At 61.8% G+C, this 22,571-nt stretch carries 17 protein-coding genes; 9 read left to right on the top strand and 8 right to left on the bottom strand.

The features are described 5' to 3' along the window. Nucleotides 1-47 precede the first annotated feature (47 nt). Entirely contained in the window at nt 48-872 is an 825-nt protein-coding gene (locus HNP02_RS20760) for a glycosyltransferase family 2 protein (RefSeq protein WP_184442028.1), read from the bottom strand. 831 nt (nt 873-1,703) lie between these two features. Between HNP02_RS20760 and HNP02_RS20755 the strand changes: the two genes are divergently transcribed. Next, nucleotides 1,704-2,465, top strand: a complete 762-nt coding sequence (locus HNP02_RS20755) for a glycoside hydrolase family 16 protein (protein ID WP_184442027.1) — start codon at nt 1,704-1,706, stop codon at nt 2,463-2,465. Nucleotides 2,466-2,475: 10 nt separating this feature from the next. Here HNP02_RS20755 and HNP02_RS20750 read toward each other — a convergent pair whose 3' ends face one another. The 3 genes from HNP02_RS20750 to HNP02_RS20740 form a co-directional block, all read right to left on the bottom strand. Further along, nucleotides 2,476-3,729 (bottom strand): DUF1501 domain-containing protein, encoded by a 1,254-nt coding sequence (locus HNP02_RS20750; RefSeq protein ID WP_184442025.1) that lies wholly within the window; start codon nt 3,727-3,729, stop codon nt 2,476-2,478. A 12-nt stretch (nt 3,730-3,741) separates the two neighbouring features. Next, nucleotides 3,742-5,055 carry a DUF1800 family protein gene (locus tag HNP02_RS20745; RefSeq protein WP_184442023.1) on the bottom strand — a complete coding sequence of 438 codons (1,314 nt, stop codon included), beginning with the start codon at nt 5,053-5,055 and terminating at the stop codon, nt 3,742-3,744. A 425-nt stretch (nt 5,056-5,480) separates the two neighbouring features. Further along, nucleotides 5,481-6,101, bottom strand: a complete 621-nt coding sequence (locus HNP02_RS20740; RefSeq protein WP_184442556.1) for a M15 family metallopeptidase — start codon at nt 6,099-6,101, stop codon at nt 5,481-5,483. Nucleotides 6,102-7,300: 1,199 nt separating this feature from the next. On the opposite strand from HNP02_RS20740, the gene HNP02_RS20735 reads away from it, so the two are divergent. The 3 genes from HNP02_RS20735 (at nt 7,301) to HNP02_RS20725 (ending at nt 11,576) form a co-directional block, all read left to right on the top strand. Beyond that, nucleotides 7,301-9,013: a DUF4012 domain-containing protein gene (locus HNP02_RS20735; protein ID WP_309241643.1), complete on the top strand. Its 1,713-nt coding sequence runs from the start codon at nt 7,301-7,303 to the stop codon at nt 9,011-9,013. Between the two features lie 167 nt (nt 9,014-9,180). Next, nucleotides 9,181-10,641: a polysaccharide biosynthesis tyrosine autokinase gene (locus tag HNP02_RS20730; RefSeq protein WP_184442019.1), complete on the top strand. Its 1,461-nt coding sequence runs from the start codon at nt 9,181-9,183 to the stop codon at nt 10,639-10,641. Nucleotides 10,642-10,691: 50 nt separating this feature from the next. Continuing rightward, nucleotides 10,692-11,576, top strand: coding sequence for a glycosyltransferase family A protein (locus HNP02_RS20725; protein ID WP_184442017.1), 885 nt, complete (start codon nt 10,692-10,694; stop codon nt 11,574-11,576). Here the strand turns inward: HNP02_RS20725 and HNP02_RS20720 are convergent. Together HNP02_RS20720 and HNP02_RS20715 are read right to left on the bottom strand one after the other, a co-directional pair. Beyond that, entirely contained in the window at nt 11,533-12,690 is a 1,158-nt protein-coding gene (locus HNP02_RS20720; protein WP_184442015.1) for an NAD(P)-dependent oxidoreductase, read from the bottom strand. The two genes, HNP02_RS20725 and HNP02_RS20720, sit on opposite strands and share 44 nt — an antisense overlap. Before the next feature lie 8 nt (nt 12,691-12,698). Beyond that, nucleotides 12,699-13,694, bottom strand: a complete 996-nt coding sequence (locus tag HNP02_RS20715) for a Gfo/Idh/MocA family protein (RefSeq protein ID WP_184442013.1) — start codon at nt 13,692-13,694, stop codon at nt 12,699-12,701. Between the two features lie 267 nt (nt 13,695-13,961). Between HNP02_RS20715 and HNP02_RS20710 the strand changes: the two genes are divergently transcribed. Continuing rightward, nucleotides 13,962-15,500 carry a hypothetical protein gene (locus tag HNP02_RS20710; RefSeq protein ID WP_184442011.1) on the top strand — a complete coding sequence of 513 codons (1,539 nt, stop codon included), beginning with the start codon at nt 13,962-13,964 and terminating at the stop codon, nt 15,498-15,500. 149 nt (nt 15,501-15,649) lie between these two features. Beyond that, a complete protein-coding gene (locus tag HNP02_RS20705; RefSeq protein WP_309241642.1) occupies nt 15,650-16,897 on the top strand; it encodes an oligosaccharide flippase family protein in 1,248 nt (415 codons plus the stop codon). A gap of 114 nt (nt 16,898-17,011) precedes the next feature. On the opposite strand, the gene HNP02_RS20700 is transcribed toward HNP02_RS20705, so the two are convergent. After that, nucleotides 17,012-17,896 carry a glycosyltransferase family 2 protein gene (locus HNP02_RS20700; RefSeq protein WP_375373699.1) on the bottom strand — a complete coding sequence of 295 codons (885 nt, stop codon included), beginning with the start codon at nt 17,894-17,896 and terminating at the stop codon, nt 17,012-17,014. A gap of 139 nt (nt 17,897-18,035) precedes the next feature. Further along, a complete protein-coding gene (locus tag HNP02_RS20695) occupies nt 18,036-19,295 on the bottom strand; it encodes an O-antigen ligase (RefSeq protein ID WP_184442005.1) in 1,260 nt (419 codons plus the stop codon). Nucleotides 19,296-19,826: 531 nt separating this feature from the next. On the opposite strand from HNP02_RS20695, the gene HNP02_RS20690 reads away from it, so the two are divergent. The 3 genes from HNP02_RS20690 to HNP02_RS20680 all read left to right on the top strand — a co-directional run bounded on the left by HNP02_RS20690 (nt 19,827) and on the right by HNP02_RS20680 (nt 22,564). After that, a complete protein-coding gene (locus HNP02_RS20690; protein ID WP_184442003.1) occupies nt 19,827-20,345 on the top strand; it encodes a low molecular weight phosphatase family protein in 519 nt (172 codons plus the stop codon). A gap of 276 nt (nt 20,346-20,621) precedes the next feature. Continuing rightward, a complete protein-coding gene (locus HNP02_RS20685) occupies nt 20,622-21,452 on the top strand; it encodes a class I SAM-dependent methyltransferase (RefSeq protein ID WP_184442001.1) in 831 nt (276 codons plus the stop codon). A gap of 65 nt (nt 21,453-21,517) precedes the next feature. Next, on the top strand, nt 21,518-22,564 hold the full coding sequence (locus HNP02_RS20680; RefSeq protein WP_184441999.1) for a glycosyltransferase family 1 protein: 1,047 nt from the start codon (nt 21,518-21,520) through the stop codon (nt 22,562-22,564). Nucleotides 22,565-22,571: the final 7 nt, after the last annotated feature.

Here is a 22,571-nt window from a genome sequence, read left to right as displayed (position 1 = left end):
CGTCGTCAGGCGACTTGGTCTGTCGCCCAGTGTCGTTCACGGCGACCCTAGGACGCTTGCTCGGTTTTCAGACGCGCGGCATCGCCCGCCGAACGGACGTTGCGACGCACGGCCGTGCTGGACCTCCTGGCGAGGAAGAACTCTCTGCGGATGGTCCGCAGCACCCGAGTGCCGTCCTTGACCGCGTTGAGGTTGCTTACGCCATGGATCCGGCGTGCTTCATAGCTGCATACTTCGGCGATCTTGAGCCTGCTCGCGGCGACCCGCACGTTGATCATGGTTTCGATCTCGAACCCGTCTCCCCATTGCGGAGCGGGGTGATCGGTTGCGGGGAGCCGCATTACGTCGAGCGACTGCCGCCAGAACGCGTTGTAGCCGTAGCAGAGGTCGGTGTAGTTGGTGGAGAACAGCATGTTGACCATCGCGTTGAGACCCCAGTTGCCGAGCCGACGGAACTTGGTAATGTCGGCGCTGCCGCCGCCCTGGATGAAACGTGAACCCTTGGCGAAGTCGGCGCCCGAGATGAGCGCGCCGACGTACCTCGGAATCTCCATCGGGTCGGTACTGCCGTCGGCGTCGATCATCACGATGATGTCGCCGGTCGCGGCCTCGAACCCGCACGCCAGCGCATTGCCCTTGCCCTTGCGCGTCTGCGTCACGTGCACGCCATCCGGCCACAGCTGGCGTGCCACCTCGGCGGTGTTGTCGATCGAATTGCCGTTCACGAACACGACTTCGTCTATGTCGCTTGGCATTACGGCTGCTACGTGAGGAAGGTTCTTCTCTTCATTGAGAGCGGGAATGACGACCGTTACCCTCGGTCGCTCGGTATCGCGAGGTAGTCCATCCCAAATGGTCGCTAACTTGGCCACGAACACGGCCTTTCTGTCATTAAGTTATTCAAGAACTCGATGCCACCAACAACGGAAACCAGGTGGTGTCACGGAGCCCAAAGTCGGTTGCTCACATTGCAACCACTACCAACTGGCTTGGACCCCCGCACGGACGCTGCGCCGCGCCCTCGTCGCCCCGGCGCTGCCCCCGGCCCCACCGCTCGGATGCTTAGAATCCAGCAAATCGTTGGCGAACTCCAAGAAGTTTCACGGTTATCTCACCCTGGCATACCCATGGGGGGCCTGCAACTTGGCCAGGGACCCGCGCTACGACCAAAAGTGTTGTGTTCGCCACACCTCCACCCGCGGCCGTTCGCGGGGGATCTGCACTGCTCAGCTGCATTCGATAGCCAGCCGAAACATCCTCGTGGACAGCCGATCCGTCAAGTCGGGCGCCTTCTCGCCTCCACAGGTCGACGACGCGTTTGCTGGTGACCCATTTGGTGACCACGTGCACTCACAGCAAGGGAACAGGGTTCCGTGCGAGACCTCCGGTCGGTCGCGGCCCATGGCGGTCTCTGGTCCGCGAGGCAACGCCCTTGTCCCGCTCCTGCAATGGCACGAAGGGCGTACCTCTCGCGGCGCAACGTCTCGACATTTCTTACTCAACCGTCAGTAGTGAATGCTCTGTACAAGCCATTGTTGCGCCCGTCCACCACGACGCTATTTCGCAACAACGACGGGATTCGCCACGGTTGCAGTTCATGTCGTCGACGTGGCTCACACTGGTCATCGCTCAACGGGCAGACTCTCGCGCTCCACGTAGGCTGTCTGCACCTACGCGGCGAAGGGTTGGCGACAACAGTGGACATGAGCCGCGGGTGGCGGTACCGAAAGAACACCCGACTGCTTGCCGTCGTCACAACACTGGTGGTCACGAGTTGCGCACCAGGGCCTGCGGTGAACGCCGCTCCCCCGAGCAATTCCGGGCCGTGTCCGAACACCGCGGCCGCCCAGCATGACTGGGGAACCCCGAACCGCCAGGATGACTTCGACGACTCGTCTCTGGGCGGCTGGCACGTATACGACGGACCCGGCCACGCCGGCAATGGACGGCGCACCCCACACGCGATCTCCGCGGCCGGTGGCGTGCTGACCATCACGGGGGATGGGGGTGGACGCTCCGGTGGCATGGGCTGGGACTCGGGGCAGAAGTTCGGCCGATGGGAGGTGTGTGTGAAGTCGCCCCCTTCGGCACCGGGATATCACTCGGTGGCGCTGCTATGGCCAGACGCCGAAGACTGGCCCGTCGGCGGGGAGATCGACTTCATGGAAGCGATCGACCCAAGCAGACAAGTCGTGGAGGGCTGGCTGCACTACGGTCCGGACGACCGCAGGGATGGAAGCAGCGTCGCGATCGACGCCTCCCAGTGGCACGCATGGGCAGTGGAGTGGACGCCTCGCGACGTCACCATGTACCTCGACGGCGTGCGGTGGTGGACCACCGCCAACACCGCCACCTTCCCGCCTCGGTCACTGCACCTCTGCCTTCAGGTGGACGACTTCGGCGGCGACATCGCCGCGGGCGGCCGTCAGCTCGTCGACTGGGTGCGTCAGTACTCGTTGCCGTGATCGCGAACGGTCACAGGAACCCGATGTCGGTGCGACCAGTTCCGACGGCGGGCTCGGGATCGGCGCCGACGGTCTTGGAAAGGACTTCGTGGTAGATGTCGCGAAAGTCGATGCTGCCCTTGAGATCACCGTCATCGAGGTCGGTCAGGCTGGGCTCCTCGCCGTAGAACCCGCCCTTCACCGGCACTCCCGCGACGAACACCGGCCCCGCAGTTCCGTGATCGGTGCCGTGCGATGCGTTGGCCCCCACTCGTCGCCCGAATTCGGAGTACACCATCACGACGACGTTCTTGCCGTGCCGGTCGGTGCTCATGTCCCGAAGGAACGGCGTCAGCCCGCGATCGAGTACTTCGAGGAGGTGCTGTTGGGTGGGACGTTCGTCGGCGTGGGTGTCGAATCCGCCGAGGGCAACCATGTAGACCCTGGTCGGAAGACCCGCCTTGATGCACTTGCTCACCACGTTGAGTCTGTCGCTCAACGGATTTGGCGCGTTGGTCGCCGCGGCGGTGAAGGTGAGTCCACCGGCAAGCGGGTCGATCGACACGGTGGGGGCTGCGGTGCCTAGCACGGGGCTGACCGCGGCGCCGAACGCGCGGGTCGACCGGTAGGCCGAGCACACCGCCGACATCGCAGGCGTATCGTGGGGGTCGGCGGCGCCAAGGGCAGTAAGGGATTCGCTGACCTCGGTGGAGATCGGGCTGGAGTCACCGGCTAGCGCCGACGCCGCCTGCTTCTCGCCGACCGCCATGAGGGGCAACACGGCGCCAATGTTGATGGCGCGCATCGGGTCGTCGCCGGTGGCATCGAGCCACCTACCGATCCAGCCCGTGCTGACCGGTTCCTTCGGCGACGCGGTCTGCCAGATGTCCATCGAGCGGAAGTGGCTTCGGTCGGGCTTCGGATAGCTCACGCCACGGACGATGGCGAGCTGGTGCTCCGACCACAACTGCGACAGACCCGACATGGCCGGGTTGAGCCCCAGCTGCGCATCGAGCGGAAGCACTTCGGACGGCGCGTACGCCAGATCCGGGCGGGCATCCTGATAGGCGGTGTCCGCGTAGGGAATTACGGTGCTCAGGCCGTCGTTGCCGCCATACAACGTGACGATCACCAGGACGCCGTCGTTGTCGCCCAGTGTGCGTGCTTCCCCGGGCCGCGGCAGATCGGACGTGCCGCACCCCACGACGCCGGTCAACAATCCGGCCGCACCGACACCCACGCCTGCGCTTGCAAGCAGAAATCGGCGGCGATTCACTTCAACCATTTCGGCACCTCGTCACGCAGTGAGATATTCGGGGGTGTTGACCGCTGCGGTGAACAGCTGCAGCGGATTCTTGGTGAATGCCCGCAGGGCCGACGCCGAGCGATCGGACCACGCGCCGACACCGATCAGATACCCGGCGGCGTCCACCCGGTCGCCAGGCGCGGCGTGCTCGATGACGGACAGGTCGCCGCGCTTGGCGAGTTCGCCTGCGGCCCAGACCTGTGCGGCGGTGCTCGCCGTCGAGACCCAGACCCGGCCCTGCGGCCAGCCTGCCACGTCGGGCGGATAGAACGGCTTCTGCCCGAGGCCGGTCAGTGCCCCGTCGATCGCGTACGCCGTCTCGGGCGAGTCGACGGGGACTCTCAGAGTGCGCATGACGCCGATGAGCCACTCCGCAGGCATCGTGATGGCGCTGCCCGACGCGAATGCCGGGTCGGTCAGGATCGCCTTCGTCAACGCCTTGAGGTCACGGCCGTTCCCGTAGGCGGTGACCAGACGAGTGAGTGTCTCCTCGCTGGGCGGTGCGTCGGAGGCGAGTTGACGCCACAGCCTGCTCGCGACGTACCGCGCAGAGTTGGGATGGTTCAGCACCGCGTCGCAGAACCCGGCGGCATCGAGCGGCCCGGTGGCGCCGAGCACCGTCTTGATCCCGACGTCGTGCTTCTCGGCGCGCAGCCGGGTGCCTCCGCGATAGTCGTCCGTCCAACCAGTCAGCGCGCGGGCACCTTCGCGCACATCCGCCTCGGTGTACCCGTTGCCATGTCCCAACGCGAAGAGCTCCATGAATTCCCGCGACAGGTTCTCGTTGGGCGACCCGGCGACGTTGGCGTGTCCGTCCAGCCAGGACAGCATCGCGGCATCGGTGAGCATCGCGTATGCCAACGTGTGGAAGTCGCCGAGCTTGAGGCTGCGCAGCGTCCGGTTCTGTGCGCTCATGTAGCACGCGAACCTGGTCTTCAAAGCCGAGGTGGCAAAGTGGTTGTGCCACACCAGCGTTAGCTTCTCGTGAATCGGCTCCTGCACCGCGACCATGCGCCGCAGCCACCACCTGGTCAGGTCGGCCATCTGACCATCGACCAACTGATTCCAGGCGTTCTTGGCGGCACCGTCGGCCTGCTCGCCCGGATACCTCGGCACGTCCGGATAGTCCGGCATCGGTGTCGCTCGTGCTCCTGGGTCGGCCTCCGGATCCGTGCCGAGCACGCCGTCGAGGTAGGCCCCGAAGTCTTGGCCTTGCAGGGCATCCACTCGGGACCCGGTAGTACCGAAGCCGGTCCTCCTAAGCAGGCGCGCGGTGGCGATCCACCGAACGGACTGGGTCGACATCCCGCCTCCCAACAACGACACGTTTGCCATCGGCGCATCGATGCGCGCTTAGGCTTCGAAATTCCAAATGCTGTATATCGCCTGTGAATTGCCTGTCTTCACGGCGGCGGTCACGGGAGTCATTCAATTACTCGGTGGCCGGTACGTCGTGAATGCACGAGCACGCTTCGGTGAATGCCCTTCGCAGCAAACACTAAGACATCGGCGGCAAACGCGCCGACCGAAGAATCGCGCCCTGAGCAGCAAAAGTGACATATGGAATTTACAATTTAGTTGCCTGCACCCCGGGATGATTGCGGGACAGCAACTTTCGCTACCAGTCACGAAACGCCCGTGATCAGCCCATCTGCGCTGTACGTGCGGAGCAGCGAAAGCGCAGTCAGGTCAGTTGGTTTCGCTCAGATGGTGCGATTGAGTGGCAAAGATCAATTTACGGGCACGTCGAGAATGGGCCGTGGCACGTCCGCGCCGGGGCCGTCGAAGTGCCACCACTCGCCGGAATAGACGGTCAGACCGCCGGCAACCATCGCCGCCCGGAGTCGCTCGCGGTTGGCCTGCTGCGCCGCGGTGACGCCCTCGGTGGCGTTCGCGTGGCTGCGCGGTGAGAAGTCGTCGAAGTCGGTGCCCATGTCGACGCGCCATCCGTAGTGCCCATCGGCCAGCGTCACGTCGACCGAACGGCCGGACTCGTGACTGCGTGCGTATTCACTCGGACGGGCTACCCAGTTCGGGTTGGGCACCGCCGCGAACATCCGCACCTGAACGTCGTGCGGGCGGTAACAGTCCCAGAAGGCCAGCACCTCACCGCTCTTGCCGAGGACCTCTGCTGCCACGGCGAGTCCCTGCGCGAGGTCCTGGTGAACCAGACATCGGGCGTCGGCCGGATACAGCTGCTGGCCGGTGAAGTTGTTCGCCGTGGCGTAGCGCATGTCGATGAAGGCGCTCGGTACCACGCTCAAAACATCGACCAGACCCGCGGCATGCGCCTGCGGTGAGACGGGCGGAGGAGCCGCCGAAGCCGTTGCCACGTGAGTCAACACCACCATCAACACTGCGCCGAGACATGCGAACGTCCACTTCCTGCAGGCCCTCACGAGATCAGTGTGCAGCACGTGGACACTGAGCCCCGGGCAATCAGGCCTCGGTGAAGGTGCGGGTCACCGCCGGGTTGATCGGATCACGGTGCCGGCGGGAGCCGAGGCAACGGCGAGCACCAATTCGTCGAACGTCGTATTTGCAGATCGCGAAGTGCAGGTCGTCCTGCCGTCCCCCGCGGAAATTGGATGTTGCCGCCCAGGATCCCCTCGATCAGGTCGTCGCTGGCGGCGCTGCCGACGCCTGCCACCTGCGCACATCGCGCTTACGGGGCCGGGGGCGGTCGATTGCTGACGCGAATGACTATTTATTCGCTGACGCGGACGATATTAAAAGAAGTCAGCTGCCGACGACACTTTGCTGAAACTGTATAAATTGGGAGAACCAAATGGTTGACAGGGTATATCGAAGTCTGCGAAGCTAGCACAAGCTCAAGCGAAAGAAGGGCTGGGGGATCATGACCAACTTTGCTAAGAAGCTTCAAATCGGATCTGCGGCGTGCGCCATCGCTGCCGCAACCGCGCTAGTGACACTGCCGACCGCTGAAGCGGCGCCTGCTGTGGCACCGCCCGCCGCGCCGATGACGCAAGTGCTGGACAACTTGCCACAGGTGGACTTCTGGTGGCTGTTCAGTAACAACCCGGATCCCGGGCCCGCCACGCCATCGACGAGCTCGTTCCTGATCGGTCCTCAAAATCCGAACCCGCCACTTCGTACTACGTTCCTTAGTTTCCAGCCACTCACTCTCCTTCCTAGCTTCATTCAGCCATTCTTCGGTTGGTTCCAAGGACTCAACTTCGAAGTATGCGTTGCGGGCGTTAGTGCGAGAGTCGGGCCCTACGGCACGGTTTCGGCATCAATCGGCCAAGGTTGCTAGCCTCGTCGCACGTTATCCCGTAATCGTTGGGTATCGGGCCGTCAACGCGTCGTTCTGAGGTAACTCCTGTGTTGCTCGACTCTCGAAGCTCCGACCTCAGTCGAGTCTTGGATAGGGGCCTGAGTGCGAACTTTCTCACGACATCCGTTTGGACGTCAATCGGACAGTGAAGACGACCGCCCTCCGCAAACGGACGGCGACGATCCTGCGAAGAGAAGACGGCGACTCTGGCCTCGAAGTTGGCGTGGGGCTACCCTTTTGGGCCTGTTATTGGTGGTCATTGCGTTCGGATGTTGGCTGACCTTTCAAGCCTTTCAAGCCAAGTCGAACCTCGAAGATGCGCGCAACAACGCCCAGATGGCGAAGGAAGCGCTCCTCAAGGGGAATACCGAGGACGCCGCGAAATGGGTCGACGAAGCGCATACCCATGCCCAGACAGCACGGGACGCGACACATTCAGTGCCATGGAACATCGCGTCGGTCGTGCCGTGGCTGGGCGGCCCCTTCGAGACCGGTCAACAGATATCCGATGTCGTACTGGGTCTGGTAGCCGACGTCTTGCAGCCGGCCGTCCAAGTCGGAGAAGCGATCTCCCCGGACCGGTTGCTCAAAGGCGGCGGCCATGTGGATGTGCAACTGCTCCGAGACGCTGCACCCGAGCTCAGCGAGATATCGACGGCTGCCACCAAGCTCAACGCTCAGGCCAGCACGATTTCGGATCCGAACTATTCCTCCACCATCCGCAACGCTCGCACGGATCTTCAGGCCCAAACTTCTGACATAACGGGACTACTCGAGAACGTGGCTCTGGCCGCACGCATTGCCCCGTCGATGATGGGCGCGGACGGCCCCCGCACCTACTTCATGGGGTTCCAAACCAATGCTGAAGCCCGCGGCACCGGTGGACTACTAGGCGGATTTGGAATTCTTCGATTCGACAACGGCACTCCCAGCGTCGAGGCATTGGGACCAAACACCGAACTCAACAAGGTATTTGCCCCCATCGATCTCGGCCCGGAATATGCTTCTCAATACGGATTCACCAATCCCACAACCGATTTCCGGAATAGCAATCTAAGTTCCCATTTTCCGTACACGGCCGAAATCTGGAAGTCCTTGTGGGCGCAGCAATCGGGAGCGAACGTCGACGGAGTCATCGCGATCGACCCGGTCGCTCTGAGTTATGTCCTCGGTGCGGTTGGACCCGTAACCATGCCAGACGGTGAGATGGTGACGAAGGACAACGTCGTCGAGTTGACGGAGTCGACCGTCTACAGCCGTTTTCCCGCCGACCAAACCGCGCGCAAGCAGTATCTCCAGGACGTCGCCAACGAAGTCGTGAAGAAAATTACCGGACGGGTGCAGTCGCCGCGCCAGCTGCTCGAAGCCCTGGGCAAGGCAGCCAGCGAAGGCCGCATCGCGGTGTGGAGTTCATCGCCGGCCGAACAGCAGCTTCTCGAGGAGACACCACTCGGACACGTCGTTCCGGAAGATCCAGGGCCATATGCCGCGGTGGTGATCAACAACCTCGGCGGAAACAAGCTCGATTACTATCTGAAGCGACATATCGAGTACTCGGCCGATCCTTGCGACGGCGAAACGAGGAAGTCGACCGTCACCATTCGGTTGACGAATACTGCTCCTGATACGCCGTTGCCAGATTACGTGGCCAGTTCGCAGGGGCTCCTTCCTGGGCTTCCGGTCCAAGTGCCGAATGGCGCCAGTGTGTCCTCGGTTTCTCTCATCGCGACGAAGAATGCGAAACTGACGAGCCTGATCATCAATGGCGTGCGAGCGCCGTTCTTCGCCGGCACTGAACGCGGTCACCCGATCTACGAAGTGCAGGTGCCCATACCGCGCGGGCGCACCCTCGAGCTGCGGTACCTACTCACCGAGCCGACGTCTCCTGGTGCAGCTCGCGTTCCGATTCAGCCGTTGCTGGACGATGTCACTCCGATTGTGTCGGTGCCCGAATGCTCCGGATGAGGCCGTAGGACACAGTCAGGAGGCAGGGCATGCGAAGGCTGATTACGTTTGCTGCGGCTCTTGCCGTTTGGGGCCTGTGACGTAATTACGAACTGTATGCTTCGGCAGATCGCCACGTCGCCAGACGAAGCGCACGAGTCAAGACAATCAGCGATGAAGGGCCAGCATTGAATATTCAGGACTTCGTGCAACTGTTGCGTTCTCGGTGGCTCATCATCTGCGTCACCATCGTCATCGCCGTTCTGGGATCCGTTGCGTTCACGTTGCTGACGACGCCGCTCTACCAGGCATCGACAAGGCTCTTCGTGTCGACGAATTCCAGCGCTTCCGCAAACGAGATGTACCAGGGCACGCTATTTTCCCAGCAGCGCGTTATCTCATACACCAAGCTCATCATGGGAGAGACCCTGGCTCGGCGCACCATCGACAAACTCGACCTGGATATGACCCCAGCCACGCTACAGGCCAAGGTCAAGGCTAGCGCGCCACCCGATACGGTCTTGATCGACGTAACGGTCCTTGACGAGTCAGCCGTCCGGGCACGCGACATTGCCGACGCATTGTCCGACGAGTTCGTCGTCATGGTGGGCGAATTGGAGACTCCGGAGGTAGGCGCCAAGCCCGATGCTCGCGTTGTCGTCGAGCAACACGCGTCCATTCCCACCGATCCGGTAATTCCGAAGCCGACTCGCAACATTGCCATCGGGGCCGCACTGGGCGTGCTGCTCGGAATTGGGCTTGCGGTTCTGCGCGATCGATTTGACAACACCATCAAGAACCGACAAATTCTTGAAGAGATTGCGGATGTCGGACTCGTGGGCAACATACCGTTCGACAAGGACTGCCGGAATGAGACAGCGATATCTTTCGCGAGCGATCACTCACCGATAGCCGAAGGGTTTCGCGAGCTCCGGACCAACTTGCAATTCCTCGAGGTCGATAACCCGCCGCGCGTGCTCGTAGTCACTAGTTCGCTTCCAAACGAGGGCAAGACCACTACAGCAATAAACCTAGCGTTGGCATTGGCCGAAGCCGAGCACAACGTCGTGCTGGTCGATGGCGATATGCGACGCCCCAAGTTGGACAAGCGCCTCGACTTGGTCGGGAAGGTCGGATTGAGCACAGTGCTGGCCGGCCGGGTCTCGCTTGAGGACGTGCTGCAGAAGTCACGTTTCCCGGGGCTGACCGTCCTGACCTCGGGAGCTGTCCCGCCGAACCCGAGCGAGCTACTCGGGTCGTTGGTAGCCAAGAAAGTCATGAGCGAAATGCGTGCGCGCTTCGACTACGTCATCGTGGATTCGTCTCCGCTGCTGGCTGTCACGGATGCCGCGATCCTGGCGGCGGCTTCCGACGGCGTGTTGGTCATTGCTCGATTCGCCGGGACCAAACGCGACCAGCTCGCACACGCCATTGGAAACCTCAGAAATGTCGGGGCCCCAATCCTCGGCGCCGTATTCACGATGACACCCGCGCACGGAAAAGGGTCTTACAACTACAGCTACTACGGCGATGCGGACAGTTCGCCTGCGACCTCTTCGCGCGCTGAAAAATCCCGATCGCGGCGCCGCAGGAAGCAGGGCCAACGCCATGCTCAGCCCGCAATCCCCTCTTCAGTCCGAGGTACCTAGGGCCCGGGATGTCGCATCGGCAAACTGGTTCAAAGCCGCTCGTCTCGGTCGTGCTGATCTTCCTCAATGAGGAGCGCTACCTCGAAGAGGCAGTGCAGAGTGTTGTTGACCAGCGGCTGGCGGACTGGGAGCTGATCCTCGTTGACGACGGCTCCACCGACCGAAGCACACTGATCGCTCGCGATCTCACGGGCCAGGACGACAGGATCCGGTTCGTCGACCATCCTGGACACGCCAACCGCGGAATGAGCGCGTCGCGCAACCTCGGCGTTGCCCACGCCACCGCGCCCTACATCGCCTTTCTCGACGCGGACGACGTGTGGATGCCGGACAAGCTGGCAGAACAAGTCGACCTGCTGGAGAACATGCCGGACGTGGCTATGGTCGTGGGCGCCATCGAATATTGGTACAGCTGGGATCCGGCATCAACCAAAGCGGACCGCGTCATGCTGACTGGCGGGTTGGCCGAGCGCCGCCTCGATCCGCCCGAGGCCGCATTGGCGCTGTATCCGCTGGGTTCCGGCGCAGGCGCCGGTGTCACTGGGCTCGTCCGGCGCAGCGCCTTCGACGCGGCCGGCGGATTCGTAGAGCCCTTCCGCGGACTCTACGAGGATCAGGCTTTCCTGGCGAAGATCTTCTTGCGGTATCCCATCTACATCTCTTCCCGCGCCACGTACCGCTACCGGCAGCACGACACCTCCTGCATTGGGCGAACGTCCCGGGCCGATCGCCGGCGCCTGCGCGGTACCTTTCTCGTCTGGTTGGACACATACGTCGGGCCACGCGGAGACGCTCGAGTTGTCGCAGCTGTTCGGCGCGCGCGCCGCGAACTCACGTACACGAGACTGGCGGCCCCAGTTTACGAAGCGTATGACCGGCTCCCCGAGGAGCTCAGGGCGCGGCTGCGCGCCCTGGCTGGGCGGAGTGCGGACTAACGGACGGTATCGCGAACCCCGCCTCGACAATCCACCGTGCCATTCGGTCGAGCGCCTCATCATTCGCGACCGGTCGCGTCCAGTCCGAAACCACGTGAGGGCGGAACTCGTGCTCGCTCGACAGAATGGCGAGCAGGTCGCGGTCCTGCGGCACCTCGAACGGGTCTACCGCGAGGCCCGCGCCGAGCGCCGTCTTGGTTTCGAATATCGCGGCGTCGATCGCGGCGTCGATCGCGGAGACTCGCGCGAGCGAACGCCTCGTTACGCGCCCGATCGGCCCCTTGTAGACCATCCCAAGCGTTCGGGCGAGTGCCGGGCGGAGTGTCGCGCGTGCGGGTGGCGCGATCGGCGCCGCCAGTACCGGTGCTACCCCCACCGCGTCGGCATATCGTGCGACGATAGCCGACCAGCGCAGCGCGCTGAGGTCAGCGAAGTGATGGTATTGGCCGAATTCCCCTCTCGATGACGTAGGCGTGTCCACCAAGTGGCCGAGATAGGATGCGATGTTCGGCGCGAATGCGGCGTTGGAATACCCGTCTCGACCGTCGATGCCGACTGGACGACCGTCGATGAGCCGCTGCGCGAGGTTGGCCGTCCAGCCGGGTGACCCTTCGCCGACGATGTTCCCGAGCCTGACGATGTCGAGCCGATGTCGCGCGCCCGACTGCAGTTTCTCGAGCAACAGCTCGGCATGCACCTTGGATTCCACGTAGGCGTCGCCAGCGCGGCGGACTGCTCGCATCGGGCGCGGCGGCTCCTCGAACTTGTAGCCGAACACCGCCTGCGTGCTCACGTGGACCAGACGTGCAGCGCCGAGCCGCACCGCCGCATCATGGACGCGCTGCATGAGCAGCGCGTTCTGCTGGATGAGTCGATGGGGCTTCTCTACCTTTATATAGGCGAGATTCAGGACAGCTGCCGCTTCGCCGGCGGCACCGAGCTGATCCGGCGCAATGACCGTAATCCGGTCCTTCCACGGGTAAAGCAGGATCTCGCTCACCGCTGGGTTGCGCGTCACGGCAAGAACTCGATAACCACGTTCGAGCAGATCATCGAGCACGTACTGCCCGAGGTAGCTCGTCGCCCCGAAGAGCACGACCGTTGACGATGACATGGGCGACATCACGCGCCGGCCAGGGTATCTAGCAGGTGAGTGAGCGTGACGAACCGCGAGCCCTCAAGCAGAGCACCGACGTCTGCATAACGAGCGGGATTCGCCAGAGCTTCGTGCTCCAAGCGGAAGCACCCGGCTGCGTCGGCGGGCCGGGGGACGTCAATCGGGAGGTCGAGCCGCATCACGCTCTTGCCTGCGACGACCGTCGGCTGCTGGCCAAAAGCGCCGCCGACAACGAGCGATGCACGCTCACCGTGCAGCACGACGCTCCGAGGGAGAGCCTGTGTGCGACTCACGCGGAAGTCGACGGAAAGCTCATTTCCCCCTAGGCACAGCCGGAAGCGAGCGCGGAAGTCATGTGACGGTTCGGCGTCGCGATCGCGCGCGACCGACTCGACAGCCACCGTCGGGGCCGCTTCAGGGTCGTCCAGGCCGAGCAGAAACAGCAGCGTGTCCAGGACGTGCGCGCCCGTGTCGTAGAGCACACCACCTATCGAGCTCTTCAACACGTACGCAGAGGCGGCGGGCCACTCCCACCGACCGCCTTCGCGCGCCTCGGCCGCGCGAATGTTGCCTAGGACGCCTGAGCGCACGACCTCTCGGGCCACCTGGATCGCCGGATAGAGGCGGCGCTGGTGCCCAACGAGCACGTGAGCGTTCCCCGTGCGGGCAGCGGCGAGCAACTTCTCAGCGTCTGCGAGTGTCGGGGCGAATGGCTTCTCGATGAGAACGCTGCGGCCGGCCAATAGATAAGGGAGGGCGAGTTCCGCGTGGAACTCGGGCGGTGTGGCTATCAGCGCCGCGTCAGCGCCCGAAACCCCAGCTTCGGTGATACTGGCTGCGGGCGTAGCGTGCAAACGCTTCGCCATCAGTGCGGCTCTTTCGAGCGACGTGTCGATACACGCCCGGATCGTCAGGAGTCCCTCGGCCCGAAGGCTATTGAGAATAGGGGCGTGATACTGCGCCGCCACTTCGCCGCAGCCGACGATGTCATAACGCAGCACGCCAACACAGTACCTTTGCTAAGCCCGCAGCGACGGCGATCTTGACGACCCCCGGGGGTTCGGACGGCACCGGCCCCAGCAACGGACTCAGCCGAAGGGGGTGAACCTGCTGGTCAATAGGGTTCTTTGCATCGAGGACGGATTTTGGCAACGCCCAAATACTAATAACTTGCCTGGTCATGAGACACGACAGGGCCAGGTGAGCTACTCTTTTCCTCAGGCGATGGGGGGCCATACCGTTGTCTCGCGTACGCCGACAGGGACTGGGTGGATGACGTGGTTAGCAAGCGCAAGATCATATTGCTCGAGGCAAATGAAATACCGTTCAGAATCTTTGACGACTACATCGACGAGCGGCCAAAGAGTTACCTCGCGAAGTTAATGGCTACGTCAAAGCAGCTGTCCACCGTTTGTGAGGATCAGGTCGAATTGGATCCGTGGATCAGCTGGCCGACACTGCACCGTGGGGTGATCGACGAGGAACATCAAATTTTGCATCTGGGGCAGTCGCTCAGCTTCGCCGACGAGCACTACCCACCGATCTGGCAGTTGCTGTCCTCACAGGGAGTCAAAGTCGGCGTAATGGGCTCGCTCCACAGCTCCAGCACTCCAAGCGATGTCGACGGCTATGCGTTTTACGTCCCAGACTTCTTCGCCAACGAATCATTCGCGCACCCGCCGGACCTAGCCGCGTTCCAGCAATTCAATCTGCTCATGACGAGAAGGTCGGCTCGAAATGTCGAGACAGGGTTACCGCTCAAGTCAGCCGTCGAATTCCTAAAGTTCTACGCAACTCACGGCGTGTCGAGAACGTCTGTAACAACCACGTTCAAAGCGCTTGTGGCGGAACGTTTTCATCGCCACCTTCGCTGTCGCAGGCGGTCCATTCAGCCCCTGCTGTCGCTCGATCTATTTCTGCACCTAATGCACCGTACCCAGCCTGATTTTGCGACGCTCTACACAAATCATGTTGCAGCGGCAATGCACCGATACTGGGCAGCGGCATACCCCGACGATCCCGGGGGAACGGTAATGCCCGACGAATGGCGTCGGTTGTACAAGGACGAGATCCGATATGCAATGGATTGTCTCGACTTAATGCTGGGACGCCTCATGACGTTTGCGGAAAGAAACGACTACATGCTGCTCGTTTGCGGAAGCATGGGGCAAGCCGCACACAAATCTGAAGCGACGAGTGGTTTCATGACCATCGTTGATCTCGATCAGTTCATGACCCGAATGGGGCTTTCCCGATCGGAGTGGACCGTGGGACATGGGATGGTGCCTTGTGTGAGCGTCGCCGTTGATCCAGCTAGGGCCGACGCATTTGAGGAGCAGCTCCGCAGCATCTCGTATGACGGCCGATCCATGTCACTGGAGCAACGCGAGATTCCGCCACTCAGCTACGACCGCTCGGGCGAGACTTTCCACTTGTTCGTGTACTTTGAAAGACATACGGGGGCCCTGAAAGCCGAATTCGGCAGTGAACCCGTGACATTTGAATCGCTTGGCTGGGGTTTCTACGAACATCAGGACAATATCGACTGTTCTGCACGGCACACTCCGTACGGGTTGCTGCTGGTTCACGACCCCGCGATAAACACGGCAAAGAATAGTTGCCGTTCCACAATTTCGACACTCGACATTGCACCCACCCTATTGAATTATTTCGGTGCTCCTGTTCCGAATTACATGCACGCTCCCGATAGCGCGATTCTTGACCCGGCAGTTCCAGGGACGGCCGTAGTAGTCAGGGCAGAAGGGGGCGGCGTCGAAGAAATGGTCAAACGAGATGCGTCCAGGTAGTGGTGTGATCGACACGCACCGATCTGGATCGCGGTCGGGCTAGCCGCCAAGGTCGGCGAACATGCCGTGGCATCGGTTGCACGTGTCACAAGTCGCCGCGCGGCTAAAGGCGGAGCGCAGATGGAACGAGCTAGAGGGAAGTATCCGAAATGGCTGGCTTTAGGAGTTTGGGCTCCGCTGTCCTCCGGTCCCGGGATGCTCGGATGTCCCTTGAACTCGGATTGGCTACCGCGCTCGGTCCCTTTGCCGGCTTCATCGCAAACGTCATATACGCGCGGACGCTGGGGGCGAGCGGACGAGGTGATCTCGCTGCGGCAGTTGCCGCGCTGTCAGTATGCGAGGCTGCTCTAACGCTTGGCCTACCGGACATCTTGGCCCGCCACGTTGCCAAAGGCTCCATGCCCCCCGGCGCCCAGCGCACTCTCGCGGGAGTCGCTGTCGCGGTGTCGATCATTCCAGGCGCGCTGGTCGCAATCTATTGCCACAGTTGGCACTTCAGTTGGCCTGTCGCGATTGCCGCCGGGTTGGTAGTCCCGTTCACAACGGCCACGATGATCGCAAGGGGAGTCCTCTTAGGCCAACACGCCTATCGAAAATTGACTGCGTCGCAGGTGGTCGGCGGTGTCTTCCGCCTCGTAGCCCCACTAACACTCCTGCTCGTCGAGCGCCCGACCGAGAACCTCGGATTGGTCGTTATTCTCGGCTACTACGTCGCAGCGGCAGTCCCCATTTATGCGTGTCGACCGTATGCGGGACGCGCCGCCGGCTTCCGTAAGGTCTTACCTATTTTGCGGGAAGCGCTGATTGTTTGGCCTGCCTATGCGGCCTGGCCGCTCTATGCGAACCTGGATCAGCTCGTTCTTGCAGCAATGGTGTCGCCCGCGGATCTGGGCAGATACGCCGTCTGCGTGGCCATCGCCCAAGCGCCGGCCGCGCTTGCGAGTGGCCCACGCCAGGTCCTCCTGGCACGAGCTGCCAAGTCGCAGAGTTTGGATGAAATTCCGAAAATCGCACAGGCGATCCTCGTAATTGCTGTGGTCAGCGGAACTGCGTTCGGATACTTCGCGGGACCGCTGTTGGCAGCAGTGTTCGGCCCGGAGTTCCAGGGTATTTCGTTTGTGCTCGGCATACTGCTGGCGGCAACTGGCTTTGAGATCGGCCTGGGGATGCTCAACACCGGTCTCGTTGCGGTTGGCCGCGTGCGGTCCGCAACGGTTAATCAGAGCATCGCGTTATTGATAACGGCCGTCGTCCTTCCCATCGCCGTATCGCTCGGGGGCGGCATCTTGGCGGCCGCGGTAGTCAGGTTGGTTGCTGCTGCCTCCGCGTGCTTGATGTCTCGCCTAGGCGTTCAACGCTTCAGTCGGTCACAACAAGTCGATTCAGAGCAGTTGTGACGGGCTCAGGTGGGCCGGACTCATGTCAAGGTTGTGGTGGCAGAACGCTCGCAGCCGTCGGACATGTCTTCGACATTCTGGTGCACTTCTTGTTACCAAGCAGCACGTTGAGGGTCACAAGTGCGCTCCATAGATGCGCGTCATACAGTGCGTAGCTATCCGCGCAGCCCTTAGCATCGATAAACGATCTTTAGACGGAAATGTGGTCGCCGCCTTCCGCACCGCCCTAATAAGGTTAATGGCTGCCTCCACCTCATTGGGCTTGGCGGACGGCCCACTCAGAGCGGAGTAGGCGCCCACTTCGCTGAATCCGAGTAGTCGTTGGCTTAGTTCATGATGAACTTTTGCCGTCTCGACGCCCTGCGCATGGGCTGACTTCCAATCCTTGCTTTCCGAGGTCTGTTGGGCGTGGAGGCGATACAAGAGCGTTGGTAAGGCGATCCGACCCAGGCGGCAACCTCGTAGAGCCAAACGGATCCAAAGATCCCAATCTTCCGCAGGCACACGCCGATAACCTCCGGCGCTGACGACAGTGCTCCGCCGTCCGACGAGTGTCGGATGCATCAACGAATTAACCAAGAGTAGCTCGAAGGGCGATGCGGCCGGTCCGGTCGAGAAAGGGGCTTGAGTCCTGAACAGACCGCGAAAGTGGCCGAAAAGAATAAGTGTCGAAAATACGACGTCAAGATTTTCTCGATACATCGCAGGAATCTGACATCGAAATCTCCATGGGAGGGAGATATCATCTGCATCCATGCGTGCAATAAGCGGGGTGTCGGCAGCGTCGATTAACACATTCAATCCTCCCGCAACACCGACGTTTGCATCGGATGTCAACAATCCGACGCGGCCGTCGGCGCGCGCAAATCCGGCCAGAATTTTGCGCGTATCGTCTTCGCTCGCATCGTCGAAGACCAGCAGCCTCCCGTCGTGTGGAAGCCCTCTAAGAATGGATGAAACCGCGGTTCGGATTGTCTTTTCGGCGTTCCGCGCGGGCATGATCACTGTAAGGCGCTCCATCGTTAATTCGACAATCCATCCACGAACAAGATAGCGCGCGGCGCAGCGCGCTGGCGTCGTCGAGTGATTCGTCGATTACGCATTCCACCCCAACCAGCCTGCCGTTGTGAAGTCGAAACTAAACCCCATGAACACGCTCCGACTCCGATCCAGCTCGCGACCGTGCGCCGAGCCGCGCAGCCAATATTCCGTCTGCCAAACCCATTGGGAGGACCAGAAAGACCATGCCTGGATAGCTCAGTGTTAGGCCGCCCAACACGATTACCGCGCCCATCACTGCGAAAGGCTCCGATCTGCGACGGACAAAACAGACAAAACAAGCCAGAATGGTTAGGCCAATGGCGAGGCCAATGATGCCACCCTGCCCAAATAAAGTCACAAAAGTGTTGTGCGCTGCATCTGCGACCTCAGTTTTTGTGCCAATTCCGACCCCGAATGGAAGATTCTCGATGCTAAGGTCGATCCATGAATCGAGCAATTGTCGACGCTCTTGCGCGACGAAAGCATCGACCGCATGCTCGGTGCGCACACTATTCTGGATGCCCGCTTCGATGAGAACTGCTTGGACTACTCGATCGCGTTGGCCACCGACGTTGAACGCAAACAAAGCGATCAAGCAGATGGCAAGCAGGATTAGAGGTTTCCGCCCTTTGGTCACGAGCCCGGAATTGGTGGTCGACGCGCGAGCCATCAACGAAAATGCCAATGCCGCAACAGCAAGGAGAATCCCCGCACGCGAATTGGTCGAATAAAGGCCCGTCGCAAGAACCACCAAGGCTGGCGCACGCAGGTGCGTGAATCGCCAGCTCACAATCAACGGTACAATGCTTGCCAACAGAATGGCCGAGAAATTTGGGTCGGCCAGAAAAGCAGCGCCGCGGAGCTCACCAGAGGCTGTCGTCGAAAATCCCCACCGATCGCGCGCCATTGGCCCCAGGACGCCAAACCGTTGCAGAGTCGCGACGGCTGCACTTACCACTGCGAAGACCACAAGGAGGTCGGTCAACTTGCGGCGTTGACCGTCGTTCGCGAGAGCGCGCGCAAGCAGAACCATACCAGCGAGGGAAAGCAGCTCAAGGATCAGAACTGCCCCCGCCGCAAATGTCCCGACTTCATCATGGAGAAGAATGGGAACGAGGATGTATATGGGAAGTAGCACGTACATAGTGGTGCAAAAAGGGGTCCGAACACCGCCGCCCCCGAAAAGCAGAAGGGGGAAGATCAGCACCGCGAGTAGACGAGTCGAATTGCCGATGATCGGTAGCGAAACATCAACGAATAGCAGCAAACACACGAGGAATATGGCGATGACCGGTTGTTGGACCCGAACGCCGGCGAGTCGTTGGTCGGACCCGCCAGTTCGGAGGTTGTTGATCATTGGGCAGTCGGTCCCGTGTCCCGCGCGAGAGGAATCCCGCCAGCTGGGGCGTCGACGAACCCGTATGGACATCAAACTAGTGGCCCATCAAAATCCGAGTATCCGACGACCGGCACCCCTGTGGATTCGCCTTGGCTCGAGATGTTCTGTTGGGGAGCAGTCGGGTCGGACGTGCGACCACACCAAGCCGCGACTCCCCGCCTCGCCCAGGAATGGCTCATCTCCCCACCTTTGCCCGCGCCCCGTACGCAGACGCATCACTCTACCGGCCAAGCCCCTCTCAGCAGACCGATCGGTGCGTTATCGGTCGATTCCGGAAGTTTTGCCCGAGGCGCCGAGATGAGTGGGGCCATTCGAACTGGGGGACGGTTCCCGGCCGACTTCCGCGCCTCCCGACATGTTTGCCCCGGCCGCGGACGAGGCCATGGGCAGGCAGATACTGAACGCAACCAAGTGAACGATCGCACGCCAACCGGCCAACGCCTCCAATCACCACTCACGAGGGTCGTGAGTTCAGACGAGGAGCTTGCTTTGAAGATCCTGTTCGTCTGCACTGGAAACATTTGTCGTTCGCCGACCGCCGAACGACTCGCCATCGCGTACGGCGCTCGGTCGCACCTTCAAGACTTCACAGCTTCGAGTGCCGGCACCCACGCGTTGACAGGGCATCCGATGGAGCCCAACGCTGCACAGATCCTCGAGAAGCTGGGTGGTGACGCATCCGATTTCGCCGCACGACAGCTCTCGCCGACGATTGCCGCAGATGCCGACCTTGTCCTCACCATGACGGGCAAACATCGCGACCATGTCCTGAAACTTGTGCCGCAGCAACTCCACAAGACCTTCACACTGCGCGAAGCCGCCCGCCTCATATCGGAGTGCAACGCACGAAGCGTCGCCGACCTCGCAGCGTTTCGTCCGCGACTCCGCCATCACGGGCAACCGGATGTCCCCGACCCCATGGGTCACGATGAGGTGTTCTTCGCGATGATTGGGGCACAGATTGCTGACCTCCTGCCACCGATACTCGAGCTTTGCCAGCGCAGTTGATACTCCTGTAATCAGTAAGCGGTTCTGCGGCGCTGGTGCAACGAGGACGTTATGCTCGTCATGTTTGCTACGACTTCGCCCTCGAGACAAGGAGCGGCGGCCATCCCACGTGGAGGAACCCATGCCGCGATCCCCGATCGACCCCGAGGCCCGTTCGCGGCTGGGCGGGGCTAGGCACCGGTGACCAACACAGAGCGGGGCCCGGGCCCCGCGGTTCAGGCGTGCTACGGCGGCCCGCCGTCACGTCTGAGTTTCGCTCAAGCCCTCAATCGCCGTGTGCGCCGATGGATCCCCTCGACTGCGTTGCTTTCGCGGGGCCGGCTGTTCCGTGTGATCTCCTGGCTGCCCGACCTTTTCGCCCGAGCGGTCCTTGGCCTACTCACCCGCCAGCCGCTCCCGCCACTGCCCCTCATGGTGCGAACCGGCGTCGGAAACTCGATCCTGTTTCCGCACTACTACTACCTCACGGCGTCGGCCCCCATTTGGATGTACTTCTTTGCGAATCGCTACGCGGGCCTCGATTCCACCATCGTGGACATCGGCTCCGGCGTGGGGAAGAGCGCGGTCGGCTTGCGCGACGGGGCATACATGGGCGAACGCTTTCGCGGGCGCTATCTCGGTTTCGACGTCGATCCCGAGATGGTCACGTGGTGCCGGGCTCACTTCCCGGCCGATCGCTTCGCGTTCACGCGGGTGGACGTGGCGAGCACCGTGTATAACCCGGCGGGCTCGGCGTCGCGACCGCGGTTGGAGTGTCCGGACGGCACCGCTGACCTGGTGTTCTCGCAATCTCTGTTCTCGCACCTGCTCGAGGAGGATCTGCGCCACTATCTGGCCGAGAGTCACCGCATGTTGAAGCCCGGCGGCTGGATGCTCATGACCTTCTTCTGCCTCGACGATCTCGAACGCCTCGGCCTGATGGAGGGTCGTTGGACCTTCAGCCATCCCGTCGGCCCCGCGCGGGTGGAGAACGCACGCTATCCCGAGAGCGCCGTGTCCTACGCGCGGTCGTGGATGATCGAAGCGGCACGGTCGGCCGGATTCACCGAGGCGGACGTGATCCTGCCGAACTATCAGAGCACCATCGCCTGCCGGAAGGGCGCCTAGGGCTACTGCGCCCGTCGCTGACAGGGACACACACCTCACAGCGGACCACTAGCGGAAGGACCGCCATGGATTCAAGACGGATTTCGCCGGTCTACGTCGATACCCGCGAGGCCGGTGCCCACAAACGCTATGGCGTCAACCACGGCATCGCGCGCTACGCGCGAGAGATCATTCCTCGCCTAAACATTCAGTGGGCGGCGTTCGATCGGCCCTTCAGGCCATCCACACCCATGGATGTGCTCAATCCGAACCGTGCCCGACTCCCCCGTTCCGCATTGCTTTATAGCCCTGGATACAGCGCGGGCGTCGCCAGGTGTACTCAGCTGTTGACCATTCATGACCTCACCCATCTGCGTACCCGAGATTCACGGTTGCGGTACCTAACCCGTGCGTACTACGACGGCGTCGTGAAACCCGCAGTCAAGCGGGCACGTCATGTCCTAACCGTGTCCGAGACATCGGCCAACGAGATCCGAGACTGGCTCAACGATCAACGGGTGACGGTCCACAACACTGGAATTGGGTGTTCAAGTGCGTTTACTCGCAAGGGGCCGGCATGCACGCTTGACCGCCCCTATTTTCTCTACGTAGGGAATTTCAAGGCGCACAAGAACCCAGGTCCACTATTCGAAGCGATGGCTTCCTTCAATGATCACCTTCTCATCGTCGTATCGGCGGCCACCGACGTGGCCGCTGCGATGGCATTGGCGGAGCAGTATGGCCTCACCGACCGCGTCAAGATCCAAACAGCGGTCAGCGACGAAGCGCTCGCGGCGCTCTATCGAGGGTCGGATGCGCTGGTCTTCCCATCCCTTTGGGAGGGCTTCGGTCTGCCGGTACTGGAGGCACTAATGACGGGCACGAAAGTGGTCTACTACAGCGCCGCAGCCTCCGTGTCCGAGATCTGCCAGGGTGGGCAGTTCGCAGTCGAAAACTCCGCCGATGCAAGGGAATTCGGCAGCCAAATGGCGTTGGCGATCGATTCCCCATTTGCGTGTCCGACTGATCTCACACAGTTCCGCTGGGAATCGGCTGCTTCCAATGTCGAAACGCTGATCCGTCAGATCCAGCAGCCGTCGAACGTGCCGAATCAAGCCTCTGACCATCAATGAGCCCAGG

Origin of the sequence: Mycobacterium sp. AZCC_0083 (genome assembly GCF_014202335.1) — a bacterium.
Lineage (GTDB): Bacteria > Actinomycetota > Actinomycetes > Mycobacteriales > Mycobacteriaceae > Mycobacterium.
This window is presented reverse-complemented; position numbering and strand designations above follow the sequence as displayed.